Origin of the sequence: Halobacillus sp. Cin3, assembly GCF_947311855.1 — a bacterium.
GTDB lineage: Bacteria > Bacillota > Bacilli > Bacillales > Halobacillaceae > Halobacillus > Halobacillus kuroshimensis.
Genome location: NZ_CAMZMV010000004.1, coordinates 189,480 through 201,898, shown reverse-complemented (window position 1 = coordinate 201,898; position 12,419 = coordinate 189,480). Strand labels below are relative to the sequence as shown.

The window sequence follows — 12,419 nt, the reverse complement described above, 5'->3', positions numbered from 1 at the left end:
ATGACCCGTAAAGCACGCTTTCCAGTGACACAGGTGCCATTAGGGTGGACCCCTCCCTTCCCCTTTTTCAAATCACCATTCAGCGAAGCCGCGAGGAGCGTTCGGTGGTGACGCCAGCAGGACACATCGAGGGACGAAGATCCACTTGGTCAGATGGTTTTCCTGCCGAAGTTAGCTGAGCCCGGGCCCGCAGCAAGCATTCAATGAGCGGAACGTGGCCGTCAGCACTTCATAGAAAAAAGCCGCACCCTGAAAATCAGGGTGCGGCTTTCGTTTATTTATAGACATGTACAAAAGGTTCTTCTTCCCCTGCGTTTTTAACGATCAGGCTTTCCGGGTCGTCCATGCTGTGAATGTTCACTTGAACACCATAATGGTCCGGGAACATTTCAACGACAAGACTGTACACATACTGGGTAAACCCGACAACCTCGGACTGCGACTGGAATTCGATCGGAATTTCAATCGTAACCTCCCGCAGATCGTTGTTCACGTAAAAACCGTTGCCGATCATACCGACAAAGTTCGGGAAATAGTCGGATACTTCTTTTCTGAAGTCCGAAAATACCTGAGAATCATCGAAGTGATCGGTTTCCGCTTCATTGGATGGGAAAAGCACATGCTTCTCATCAATGCTGTCCCAGCCACCGATGGACGCGGAGGAACCTTTCACATAAGCCTTGCTCAGGAAGCTGCCCGGTACTTTTGAGCTCGCCTCTTCTTCTTCATACAAAGCAAATACGACAGGAACGTCCTTCAGCTCCTCATCTTCGCGGATACGCTTCAGGATTTCCTCGGCGTACTGCTGCCCTTTTGTCAAAAGCTCCTCGGTCGAATGGTTTTCAGAGTAATTCTTTCCGTCCGGTGTCTGGAAATTGTACACCGTACGCAGGGAGATTCCGATCGTGACCCCTTTCAGTTCCACGACGTTTTCTTCCTTCTTCACTAAGTAATCCTGTTCGACGATATTGGAAATGTATTTCGGACTGTCACGGAACTCTTCTTCTGATGCTTCATCCTCGTCGAGTTCAGGGTTGAGCCCTCCTTCATTTCCTTCGCTTTCACGGGAAAGCCAGCTGATCAGCGTATCGTCCGTCAAATACTGACCCGACTGGAAAAAGTAATCCTCAGGATCATAGTATTCCTTGGAATGCCGGCGCAGACCGCTTTCAAATTCATCGATATCCAGCCGGTTGCCCATCTGGTTCGTCGTGACCCCGCGGGCGGAGGACACCGTCGGACTGCTTTCGGTCAGGATCATCCGGTAATCTTCTTCAGACATCGTATAGTTGGGGACGATCGCCGACTGGTTATTGTTCTCATCGGTCGTTTCCTGTATAACTTCTTCTCTATTATCAAAAACGGGCGTACACGCGCTCACGAAAAGCACCGAACTAAGTAACAGTGCGTGCATCTTCCTCATGCTTTCCACTCCCTAATCGTTTAAAGCTTCTCTAAACTGCTCTTCATCCCAGATTTCAACGCCTAGGTCTGCTGCCTTCGTATATTTCGAACCGGCATCCTCCCCGGCGATGAGAAGGTCGGTTTTGGCACTGACACTCCCCGTCACTTTGCCGCCGAGTCCTTCAACGATTTTCTTCGCTTCAGAACGGCTGAAATGTTCCATCTTTCCGGTCAGGACAATTGTTTTATCCTTGAACGGAGAATTCTCCGGCTGGTCGCTTTTCTTCGCGCCGAGGTACTCCATATTTAAGCCGAGCGACTGGAGTTCGTCCAACAGCTCGATGACCTGCGGCTTGTCAAAATAGCTGGCGATCGAATCCGCCATCTTGCTGCCGATTTCGGGAACCGCCTCCAGCGTTTCCGTATCTGCTTCCTTCAGCGCCTCCATATGCTCAAAGTGCTGGGCGAGCGTACTGGCTGCCTTGGAGCCGACGTAACGGACGCCAAGACCAAAAAGCAGGCGTTCCAGAGAGTTTTCCTTGGAGGCTTCTATCGCATGCAGCAGGTTTTCGACCGACTTTTCCCCCATGCGGTCCAGCTGCAGCAGCTCTTCACGGTCCAGCTTGTACAGGTCGGCAATGTTATGGATCAGGTTTTCCTGGAAAAGCTGGGCGATGACTTTTTCACCGAGCCCTTCGATATCCATGGCATTTCTGGATACGAAGTGGATCAATCCTTCCCGAAGCTGAGCCGGGCAGTTCGGGTTGATGCACCTTAGTGCGACTTCTTCTTCAATCCGGACAAGCTCGCTATCGCATTCCGGGCAGGTTTCCGGCATGTAGTAAGGCTCTTCGTCCCCTGTCCGCTGATCCGTAAGTACACGTACCACTTCAGGGATGATGTCGCCGGCTTTTTTAATGACGACCGTATCTCCGATGCGGATGTCCTTTTCCCGGATCAAATCTTCATTGTGAAGAGAAGCCCGCTGCACGGTCGTTCCCGCGACTTTGACCGGTTCCAGAATGGCGGTCGGGGTCACAGCCCCTGTCCGGCCGACACTTAATTCGATATCCGTAAGCGTAGTGACCGCTTCTTCAGCAGGGAATTTGTAAGCGGTCGCCCAACGTGGACTTTTGGCCGTAAAGCCGAGCGATTCCTGTTGATCCAGACGGTCTACTTTAATGACGATCCCGTCAATTTCATAGTCGAGATCCGGTCGCCGTTCGACCCAGCTGTTCACATAGTCGATGACTTCTTCGATGTTGGTACACTTTTTCCATTCCGGGTTGGTTTTCAGCCCCAGTTCCTTCATCCGCTCCAGCCGTTCACTGTGGGCGTCTGTCGGATCATCCTCCCAGACACCGATGCCGTAAAGAAAGATATCAAGGTTCCGTTTGGCGGCGATTTTCGGGTCCAGCTGACGCAGCGATCCGGCCGCGGCGTTCCGGGGATTGGCAAACGGCTCTTCGCCATTCGCTTCCTTCGCTTCGTTTAAACCGACAAACGAGCGCTTAGGCATATACGCCTCCCCACGCACCTCAAGGGTGACAGGCTCTTTCAAACGGAGCGGGATGTTGCGGATGGTCCGCAGGTTTTTCGTAATGTCTTCGCCTGTCGTTCCGTCTCCCCGTGTCGCTCCCCGGACAAACACCCCATCCTCATATTTCAATGAGACGGCGAGTCCATCGATTTTCAGTTCGCATACATAGCTGACTTCTTCGTCTGTACCGTTCTTGACACGTCGGTCGAAATCACGGAGCTCTTCTTCGTTAAAAGCGTTGCCGAGGCTGAGCATCGGGATCTCATGCTGCACCTTTACAAAAGCATCCAGAGGCTTTCCGCCGACACGCTGGGAAGGGGAATCCGGGGTCTGCAGCTCCGGAAATTCCTCCTCCAGGTTGATCAGCTCCTGCATTTTTTTATCATATTCGTAGTCAGAGACCGACGGATCATCGAGCGTATGATATTGATAGCTGTACTGCTCCAGTTCCTGTCGCAGCGCCTCGATCCTCTGCTGCGCTTCAGTTGCGTTCATACTCATTCACTTCCTTACGCTTTCGTAATCGGAGCATAACGGGCAAGCAGCCGCTTAATGCCTGTCGGTGCCGGGAACGCGATATCAAGCTCAAGCGCATCTCCCTCACCCTGCACTTTGACGACGGTGCCGGTTCCCCATTTTTTGTGTGTCGCTTTATCACCAGGCTGCCAGCCGATCTTCTCGCCGCCGGTCGATTCCTTCTTCTTCGGCTTTTTGGCTGAACGCTTCGGCGGCTCCTGGGTCTGCCTCCCAAACGGGCTTGCTTCACGCTTCTTATTGAAAAACGGCAGCTCTTCCTTCTGTTCACGTCCGTCGACCAGCTCTTCGGGAATTTCATGGATGAAGCGGCTGATCGGGTTCATATTCGTACGTCCATACAACGTACGCATTTTCGCATGGGTCAAAAACAGCTGCTTCTCAGCACGGGTAATCCCTACATAAGCGAGGCGCCGTTCTTCTTCCATCTCTTCCTCATCCATCAATGCACGGCTGTGCGGGAAGACATTCTCCTCCATCCCGATGAGAAAGACGACCGGAAACTCAAGACCCTTCGCGGAGTGAAGCGTCATAAGCGTGACAGTGTCATCACTACTAGGGTCCTCATTCATGGAATCGATATCCGCAATCAGCGCAAGATCCGTCAAGAACGCCACCAATGTTTTATCTTCGGCGTTTTCTTCAAAGTTCTTCGTTACGGATTTGAATTCCTCAATGTTTTCCAGACGGCTCTGAGCTTCAATGCTTTTTTCGTTCATCAGCATCTCTTCATAGCCAGTTTTATCGATCACCTGCTGCACCATATCGGTTGCTGACAGGAACTCCTGCTGCTCACTCCAGTTCTGGACCATTTTGCGGAAGCTCATAATCGCCTTGGCTGCTTTGGCGCTGACCCCGACGAAATCGACCTCCGCCGCTGCTTCATACAGCGAAATATCGTGATCTGCTGCATAGGCCATCATCTTATCCATACTCGTTTTTCCAACCCCGCGCTTCGGTTCGTTGATCACACGCTGGAAGCTCAGATCATCGTTCGGGTTGGCAATGAGACGCAGGTAGGCAAGAAGGTCCTTGATTTCCTTACGATCGTAGAACTTCGTACCGCCGATCATCTGGTACGGGATGCCCGCTTTGACGAAGGTTTCCTCAATCGTACGCGACTGGGCGTTTGTCCGGTACAGGATCGCCGTATCCTGATAGCGGAACTTTCCCTGTCTTACGAGGTCGCCGATTTTATCGGTGACGAAAAGGGCTTCCTCACGCTCTGTGCCGGCCTGATGATAGTGAATCTTTTCGCCGCCTTTATTGTCGGTCCAGAGGCGCTTCGGCTTCCGCCCGGAGTTTTTATCAATCACGTTGTTGGCCGCATCGAGAATCAATTCTGTGGAACGGTAATTCTGCTCCAACAGGATGGTCCGTGCTTTCGGGTAGTCACTTTCAAAGTTGAGGATGTTTTGAATATCCGCTCCGCGCCAGGCATAAATCGACTGGTCGGAATCCCCTACAACACACAGGTTCTGATACCGGCTCGCCAGATGCTTGACGAGCTGGTACTGCGCGTGGTTCGTATCCTGGTACTCATCGACATGGATATATTGGAAGCGGCGCTGATACGTTTCCAGCACTTCCGGGACTTCATCAAACAAACTGAGCGTCTGCATGATCAGGTCGTCGAAATCGAGCGACTGGTTTTTTCGCAGTTTTTTCTGATAGCCTTTATACACTTCCGCCACCTGTTCCTCATGGGTACTGCCGGCCTGCTTGGCATAATCTTCCGCTGTCATGAGTTCGTTTTTCGAATTACTGATCGCTCCCAGCATCGCCCGTGGGTCCCACTTTTTCGGATCCAGGTTCAGTTCCTTCAGCACCTGTTTGATGACAGAAAGCTGGTCACTGGAATCGAGAATCGAGAAGTTGCGGTCATAACCGATCCGGTCGATGTCCCGTCGTAAAATCCGGACACACATCGAGTGGAACGTCGACATCCATATTTTTTCGCCGTCATTCCCGACAAGGGATTCTACACGCTCTTTCATTTCGCGCGCGGCCTTGTTTGTAAACGTAATCGCCAGAATGTTGCGCGGCGCTACATCTTTTTCACTGAGTAAGTAGGCAATCCGATGGGTCAGCACCCTTGTCTTACCACTTCCGGCACCTGCCATAATGAGCAGCGGGCCTTCTGTATGGATTACCGCATTGCGTTGTTCTGTATTCAAACCTTGAATCAAAGCATTCAACGCCTGAGTCATGAACGTCCACCATCCTTCTTCTTTGTTGATTTGACTGCTTCCACCGTTTGAAGCGCCACTTGTATATCTTCATAGATGACATTTCCAATGACGACGACGTCTGCCTTGGCTGCCATTTCTACTGCCTGCTGCACCGTCCGGATACCGCCGCCGTATACGAGCGTCGTTTCCTCCAGCACATCCGCCACTTCTTTTACAAGAGTCGGATCACCATAGGTCCCGCTGTATTCCATATAAAAAACCGGGAGGCGGAAAAGATGCTCGGCCATCCGGGCATATGCCAGCACGTCCGCTTGATCCGGCAGAGAACAGGACGTTTTTTGAAAAACTTTCGCTTCGGGGTTCAGGACACAGTAGCCTTCCGTCAGCATATCCGTCCAGTTGATCATATCGCTGTATTCTTTGACTGCTTGATGCTGCACATCAAGCATCCACTTTTTATCTTCGCTGTTCAGCACCATCGGAATGAAATAAGCGTCAAAATCCGGAGCAACGGCTTCCATATCGGACACTTCCAACACACAGGTGACGTTGTACGCCTCCACCCGTTCCTGGAGATCGGTAACATTTTCAAACGTTACACCATCGGTACCGCCGATCATGACCGCGTCCGTACCGGATGTGCAGATGTCCTTCAAGTCTTTTTCCGAAATCGTTTTATTTGGATCCAGTTTGAACACATGATCCCACTTGCTTATATTGTACATTTCCGGCCTCCAAAACAACAGTTATCCATTAGTCGATTATAACAAAATTTCGGCACCGGGTTGAGGGTTTCCCTCAGAGTGTAAATATTCTGTGAAAGAACGACCGTGAAAATCCGTTTACCAAACCAAAAAAGCGGCCGAGAATGTTCTCGACCGCCTTACTATATTAAGATGCAGGATGTTCAGGGAGGAGACGGGAAGAGGTGAACGTCATCGTAACAAGACCGACACTCAAAATCGTGATGGCGGAAAGAAGCAGAGTTTCCATCGAAAACAGCAGCCCACCAGCCCCGATGATGACCGCATCGATGGCCAGAATAACGAATCCGACGTTTACCTTCATCCAGTCAGCGATCATCTGAGCAAGGAGGTCTGTCCCTCCGGTGCTCGTATGGTGCCGGAGCATCAAACCAATCCCCCCGCCGACAAGGGCTCCTCCAATGATGGAGCTGACAGCAGGATCGAGTGGCAGATGATAGGCACGCAGTCCCTGAAGCACATCAATTGAAAACGAGGAAACCAACAGGCCGTGCAGGCTGTTGTAAAAGTACATGCGGAAATAAAACCAGGCAAGGGTGAAAATCGGGATGCTGAAGCAGATGATCGTCAGCCCCACCTTCATCCCCCATATGTAGTTGGCGATCATACCGATGCCGATGATGCCGCCGTCGAGGACATGGTCGGGAATAAGAAAAAAGTTGATGCCAAGCGAAAGAATCAAGCTTCCGGCTACGATCATGATTCCTTTCTTCACCATCTCTCTCACAGGCCCGTCCCCCCTCACCCTATTCTATGCGGGTCGAGTGTTTTTAGAAGACGAAAAAAAGATGCCTTAACAGATTTCTTCAAATGTCCTATGACTGGCCACGTTCCGCTTATCGGTGGATGCTTGCCGCGGGCACGGCCTCAGCTAAATTGGTCAAGAAGATCGCTTGACCAATTGGATCTTCGGCTCGTGCTGTTCCCGCAGGCGTCACCACCGAACGCTCCACGTGACAGCCACATAATGAACACAAAGAAAGGACCATTTCTATGAAACAAAAATCCGTTCCTCCATGTTGAAAAACCACTAAAAAAGACTGCCGGTATGGCAGTCTTTTCTCTATTCTGTACGCTTTTCGTGGACACGGTCGAGCGCTTTGGTATAGGCGTCGTTTCCGTAGTTCAAGCAGCGCTTCACACGGGAAATCGTCGCTGTGGAAGCTCCGGTTTCCGTTTCAATTTTATGATAGGTGTACCCGTCTCTCAGCATGCGGGCGACCTCCAGACGCTGAGCCAGCGACTGCACCTCGTTCATCGTTGCCAGATCATCAAAAAATTCATAGCACTCTTCAATGTCCTGTAGTGAAAGAATCGCTTCAAAAAGCTGATCCAGCGTTTTTCCGCGCAATTTATCGATTTGCATTCGGATTCCTCCTCAAAATTGAACCGCTCCGGATTCAGGTATAATGTTTATCCATGTATTTCCCGGGACGAACGGCACCTGCTCTTCCCCTTCATAAGGAAGCAGCCGTCCATCTGTATTCCGCCACTCCACTTCTTTCATCGTCCCTTTCTGAAAAAGAAAACCGCGTCCGCCTGAGGTCAAATCAACCTCCCGGCGGCCGGCCTCATCGATGATTTGGTAGCGGGCCTCTATAATCCATACATTATCGGCAGAAATCTGTTCCATCGTCGAACGATCCACAGACGGTTCTCCGTCGTTGAAACGAAGAAACCCCTGATCGGAATACTGCCATCGGACTTGTGTCCTGCTGCCATAGGTGATTTCCACCTCTTCAGCAGGACGACCGTCCGGACTTTCATCTGTAAAATACAAAGCCTCCGGCGGGTCGCCCTCCGTTAACCCTTTTTCAACGACCACACGGTCCAGCCCTTCTGTCCAAAGGTAGGAATTGTGCGGCGCAGAACGGTCACCGGAACGGCGGAACAGCCAGCCATTATTGTCATACACAGCACCATCGACAGCGTCCATGCTGGTGCCGGCAAGCTGCTGATATATGGAATGGGAAGCTCCGTGATAGGCGTAAAGAGCGTCATATCCATAGGCCAGCTCAAAATAATAGGGACGGGCGCTGCGTACCGGCCCGATTGTATCAGGAATATCACTATGGAACAAAGCGAGAAAACGGGTGATCTGTCCTTCGGCAAGGGCTTCATAGACGAGATCTGCCTGACTGAGACCGGACTGCGCCCGTGCTTTCGGATGGTTGTTGACCATCACACCAAGGACACGCCCGGATTTATCCCCTGCACCGGGTTCTCCTGTTAAAGGAAAGACATCACCAGCAGGGACAGGATCAGGAGTTTCTGCTGCTTTTTCTCCAGGAGTCCCTCCCGTTGATTGGCAGGCAGTAAGACCGGCGGTAAGCAGACCGATGAGCAGCAGCTTTTTCATAGATGCACGTCCTTTAGATCATCCCACTTATATTTTAACGCATTATTGAAGGAAAGAGTACCTCTTTCTTTTTCACATCGATGATTCCAAGTGGTGTGATCCGGATAAATGGAAGATGCGTCGAAGACAGGAATAAAAGCGTATAAACAGGATCGGAAAAGGCGAATCCATAAGCTTTTAAATGGTTTTTCAACGATTCTTCTTCTTCCATCAGTGTATTCATCGGCTTGTCGGACATGACTCCTCCAAGCGGAAGAGCCAGCTCAAAGATGACCTCCCCTTTGTCGACGAGTACGATGCCGCCGCCGATTTCTTTCATCCGGGCAAATGCCGTCCTCATATCCGCTTTTGACTTCCCGGTCAGAACAAGATCGCCCGTACTGCTGTATGAACTGACAAGGGCACCGAGTGAGGTTGTGAATCCTTTGATCAACGTGTTGACTTTCCATTCACCTTCACGGTCCATCAGCATGAGAAATCCTTCGGAATGATCCTCCGGCAGACGTTCCACACCTGTATCCGTATCCACCGCATAAGGCTTCATGATGACGTCATTGACCATTTCAAGGCCGACCGGCATGGAAAACTGCAGATCCTGTTCAGTGAGATCCCAGTCCAGGTTCAGCTTATCGATTCCGTTTTTCTTCCATTTCACAGGAGATGGGGTTTCTACAGCCTTTCCATCCTTTTTCACCCATTCGCCTTTCGCAAGAACAGCATGGGGCGTCGGATTATCCGGGCTGGATAAAAAGTTCAAATGAGCGACCCGTCCAGCGTTCAGGCTGCCGACGCGGTTCTCGATCGTAAAATGACGGGCGGAATTGTACGTCGCCATCATATAGGCGTCAATTTCCGGAATACCGGCATCGAGAGCGATCTGAATACATTGATTGATCAGTCCTTCACGATAAAAGCCAGGCGTCGACCCGTCCGTCGTGTACATCATGTGGTCGAACTGCTGATGTCCTTTTTCCATAAGTCCCTGTAGAATATCCGGCAGATCGGGACGGATGGAAGAATAGCGCAGTCCTGTCTGGTAACCGATAGCGAGACGATTCAGCACATCATCAGCCGTCATCGACTCGTGCTCGGAATCCATGCCGAGCAGCCGCATCTTCACCAGTGTTTTCTCTGATGCGCCGGGCAGATGGGCTTCAAGCGGCTTGCGGGCCCGCTTCGTTTCCTGCATCCAGTGGAGGATCTGCTCGTCTCCGTTATACAAAACATCCGGCCAGGCCGTCAGCTCTCCGCCCTGAATGACAGCGTCGTGCTCAATCCACGATTCGATCTGCTCATCAAACGCTTCTCTGTCCTCATCCTTTAATACGGACTGAGGATCAAAGCGCGCCCACCAGTACATGGAAGCAGGCAGGTTCATAAATTCTTCAAGCAGAGAAAACGCTTTCTCTTTGTCCGTTAAAAAAAGCCACATCAAGTTGTCATTAATGAGCGTTGTCGTTCCCGTGGCGGCTGCATATTCTCCAAGGCTCTGGGGATTATATAACTGGAATGGATGGGCATGTGGTTCAATGTAACCCGGGACGATCCAGCTGTCCCTGCCATCAATCACTTCCGTTCCTTCTGTATGGGCAGGAAGCTCCTGTCCCGTATATATGATACGGTCTTCATAAATCCAGATATGACCGGTCATCCACTGTTTCAAATACACGTTCAAGTATGTCGTATGGGTAATCAGTTTCGTCGGCGCCACTTTACCGTCCATGACAGCTGCATGTTCCCGCAGCTGACGGTTGCGCCAGCGAAAGCGTGTTTCGTTCATGGAGCGTACCTCCCTGATTTCATTATGTTCTATCGTAACACAGGATATTCCAATCTGCTAAGGAGGAACCTGTTATGAAACCGAATATCGGCCTGATCAACAGCATGATCCGGATCACAGCAGGCTTCAGCATGCTGACGTACTTGACGATCCGCGGAGCGCGCAAGGAAGGATCTTCCTCCCACCCGCTGCTGATCATGATGGCTTCCCTGAAGATCGCTGAAGGCATCGTACGTTTCTGTCCTCTCACTGCTTTATATGAATCAGCAGCCCTAGAGACAGATGGAAAAGAAGAACCCTGGGCACAGAACCTGCCGGATGACGCTTGAAAAGGTGGGAATGATCGATGATGTTTCTGCCTCTCCTCTATCTTTTCAGCCGTTATAAGAAGAAGAAGGACGAACAGAAAGAGGAACCAGCAGGATAATAAAAAGAGCGGGGACATGCCCCGCTCTTGCTTATAAAGGATGAATGAACGTGTACTTTTTAGAATATGTGACCGATGTCGGATTCGTCATTCTCACGATCATCGGGACGATTGCCGCTTTAGGTGCGGTGTTTCTCCGTTCCCGCAGAAAAAAGAGTTGACCTTCCGATATCCCGGCGGTAGAAAAAGTCATCAAACGTATCGAATACTTGAAGAGAGCGGTAGGCCTTGTCCAGCGCTTCTTCGGTATTTCCGCCGAGACTGCCGGCAAGCAGAACCCGTCCGCCGTTTGATACATATCCTTTTTCATCGAGTGCGGTTCCGGCGTGGACAAAAAACGTGGACTTGTCTGTTTTCAGCTCCGGAAGCAGACGACCTTTATCATAGGACCCCGGATAACCTTTGGAAGCAACCACCACACCAGCACAGAACTGCTTTTTCCAGGTAAGTTCCGGATCCTTTCCGTCAAGAACATCAAGAAGGACCTGGACGAGGTCGTTTTCCAACAGGGGCAGGACCACTTGTGTTTCCGGGTCACCGAATCGGGCATTGAATTCAATGACCTTCGGGCCTTCCTTCGTTTCAATCAATCCGGCATAGAGAATCCCCGTAAAGGATCGATCTTCCTGGACCATCGCATTGGCGGCTGGGCGGACAATCATTTCAAGCGCTGTCTCATAGGATTCTCTGGACAGTGTCGGAACGGGAGCATATGCGCCCATTCCACCGGTATTTGGTCCTTGGTCCCCTTCTAAGGCACGCTTATGATCTCTTGCTGGAACCATAGGGTAAACGTTTCCCCCACGGACGAAGGCCATTAAGGAAAATTCATCTCCATCCAGGAATTCCTCAATAACCACTTCACGGCCTGCTTCCCCGAAGCGGCCGGCCCCGAGCATTTCTTCAACGGCCTGCTCTGCTTCTTTGGCGGATTCTGCTACAACGACCCCTTTGCCGGCGGCCAGACCGTCCGCCTTGACGACGATCGGCGCGCCTTTTTCAGCGATATACGCTTTCGCTTTATCCGCATCGGTGAACGCTTGATAATCCGCTGTCGGGATGTCGTATTTTTTCATAAGCTGCTTGGCAAAATGCTTGCTTCCTTCAATGAGAGCCGCACGACCGCTCGGGGCAAATACAGGAAGGCCGGCCTTTGTGAACGCATCAGCCAGACCGGCGGCAAGTGGATCTTCCGGGCCGATAATCGTCAGACGAATATCCTTTTCCTTCGCAAACGCCACAAGCGCTTCCTGGTTTCCTTCATCAATGGTGATGCACTCGGCCTGTTCGGTCATGCCGGCGTTTCCGGGAGCCGCATATAACCGCTCCACCCGGTCACTTTCCGCAAGCTTCTGGATCAGACTGTGCTCCCGGCCGCCGCGTCCAATTACTAAAACGTTCATCGTCCTTCATCCTTTC

Annotated in this window: 11 protein-coding genes; 2 read left to right on the top strand and 9 right to left on the bottom strand. The window is 51.2% G+C overall.

Annotated elements, in window-relative coordinates; translation table 11 throughout:
• Nucleotides 1-274 precede the first annotated feature (274 nt).
• From QMA39_RS14055 to QMA39_RS14020, 8 genes are all read right to left on the bottom strand, one after another.
• Entirely contained in the window at nt 275-1,423 is a 1,149-nt protein-coding gene (locus QMA39_RS14055) for a CamS family sex pheromone protein (RefSeq protein WP_027955735.1), read from the bottom strand.
• Between the two features lie 12 nt (nt 1,424-1,435).
• Nucleotides 1,436-3,439, bottom strand: coding sequence for an NAD-dependent DNA ligase LigA (gene ligA / locus QMA39_RS14050; protein WP_281659090.1), 2,004 nt, complete (start codon nt 3,437-3,439; stop codon nt 1,436-1,438).
• A 14-nt stretch (nt 3,440-3,453) separates the two neighbouring features.
• Complete coding sequence (gene pcrA / locus QMA39_RS14045) at nt 3,454-5,688, bottom strand: DNA helicase PcrA (RefSeq protein WP_281659089.1); 2,235 nt, start codon at nt 5,686-5,688, stop codon at nt 3,454-3,456.
• Entirely contained in the window at nt 5,685-6,395 is a 711-nt protein-coding gene (locus tag QMA39_RS14040) for a heptaprenylglyceryl phosphate synthase (RefSeq protein WP_206933898.1), read from the bottom strand. Before QMA39_RS14040 ends, pcrA begins: the two co-directional genes overlap by 4 nt.
• A 166-nt stretch (nt 6,396-6,561) precedes the next feature.
• A complete protein-coding gene (locus QMA39_RS14035) occupies nt 6,562-7,152 on the bottom strand; it encodes a YitT family protein (protein ID WP_206934329.1) in 591 nt (196 codons plus the stop codon).
• A 345-nt stretch (nt 7,153-7,497) separates the two neighbouring features.
• Nucleotides 7,498-7,800, bottom strand: coding sequence for a YerC/YecD family TrpR-related protein (locus QMA39_RS14030; RefSeq protein ID WP_027955730.1), 303 nt, complete (start codon nt 7,798-7,800; stop codon nt 7,498-7,500).
• A gap of 12 nt (nt 7,801-7,812) precedes the next feature.
• The gene (locus QMA39_RS14025; protein WP_281659088.1) at nt 7,813-8,793 is read right to left on the bottom strand and encodes a DUF3048 domain-containing protein; all 981 of its coding nucleotides are present in this window, start codon (nt 8,791-8,793) and stop codon (nt 7,813-7,815) included.
• 34 nt (nt 8,794-8,827) lie between these two features.
• Nucleotides 8,828-10,573, bottom strand: coding sequence for an adenine deaminase C-terminal domain-containing protein (locus QMA39_RS14020; protein ID WP_206933894.1), 1,746 nt, complete (start codon nt 10,571-10,573; stop codon nt 8,828-8,830).
• 74 nt (nt 10,574-10,647) lie between these two features.
• On the opposite strand from QMA39_RS14020, the gene QMA39_RS14015 reads away from it, so the two are divergent.
• Together QMA39_RS14015 and QMA39_RS14010 are read left to right on the top strand one after the other, a co-directional pair.
• The gene (locus QMA39_RS14015; RefSeq protein WP_281659087.1) at nt 10,648-10,902 is read left to right on the top strand and encodes a DUF2892 domain-containing protein; all 255 of its coding nucleotides are present in this window, start codon (nt 10,648-10,650) and stop codon (nt 10,900-10,902) included.
• 148 nt (nt 10,903-11,050) lie between these two features.
• Complete coding sequence (locus QMA39_RS14010) at nt 11,051-11,161, top strand: EYxxD motif small membrane protein (protein WP_169516209.1); 111 nt, start codon at nt 11,051-11,053, stop codon at nt 11,159-11,161.
• On the opposite strand, the gene purD is transcribed toward QMA39_RS14010, so the two are convergent.
• On the bottom strand, nt 11,120-12,403 hold the full coding sequence (gene purD, locus QMA39_RS14005; RefSeq protein WP_281659086.1) for a phosphoribosylamine--glycine ligase: 1,284 nt from the start codon (nt 12,401-12,403) through the stop codon (nt 11,120-11,122). The two genes, QMA39_RS14010 and purD, sit on opposite strands and share 42 nt — an antisense overlap.
• Nucleotides 12,404-12,419: the final 16 nt, after the last annotated feature.

What these genes read in the sequence shown, in the direction of transcription:
- QMA39_RS14055 (WP_027955735.1), bottom strand. Translation starts at nt 1,423, where the DNA reads ATGAGGAAGATGCACGCACTGTTACTTAGTTCGGTGCTTTTCGTGAGC.
- ligA (WP_281659090.1), bottom strand. Translation starts at nt 3,439, where the DNA reads ATGAACGCAACTGAAGCGCAGCAGAGGATCGAGGCGCTGCGACAGGAA.
- pcrA (WP_281659089.1), bottom strand. Translation starts at nt 5,688, where the DNA reads ATGACTCAGGCGTTGAATGCTTTGATTCAAGGTTTGAATACAGAACAA.
- QMA39_RS14040 (WP_206933898.1), bottom strand. Translation starts at nt 6,395, where the DNA reads ATGTACAATATAAGCAAGTGGGATCATGTGTTCAAACTGGATCCAAAT.
- QMA39_RS14035 (WP_206934329.1), bottom strand. Translation starts at nt 7,152, where the DNA reads ATGGTGAAGAAAGGAATCATGATCGTAGCCGGAAGCTTGATTCTTTCG.
- QMA39_RS14030 (WP_027955730.1), bottom strand. Translation starts at nt 7,800, where the DNA reads ATGCAAATCGATAAATTGCGCGGAAAAACGCTGGATCAGCTTTTTGAA.
- QMA39_RS14025 (WP_281659088.1), bottom strand. Translation starts at nt 8,793, where the DNA reads ATGAAAAAGCTGCTGCTCATCGGTCTGCTTACCGCCGGTCTTACTGCC.
- QMA39_RS14020 (WP_206933894.1), bottom strand. Translation starts at nt 10,573, where the DNA reads ATGAACGAAACACGCTTTCGCTGGCGCAACCGTCAGCTGCGGGAACAT.
- QMA39_RS14015 (WP_281659087.1), top strand. Translation starts at nt 10,648, where the DNA reads ATGAAACCGAATATCGGCCTGATCAACAGCATGATCCGGATCACAGCA.
- purD (WP_281659086.1), bottom strand. Translation starts at nt 12,403, where the DNA reads ATGAACGTTTTAGTAATTGGACGCGGCGGCCGGGAGCACAGTCTGATC.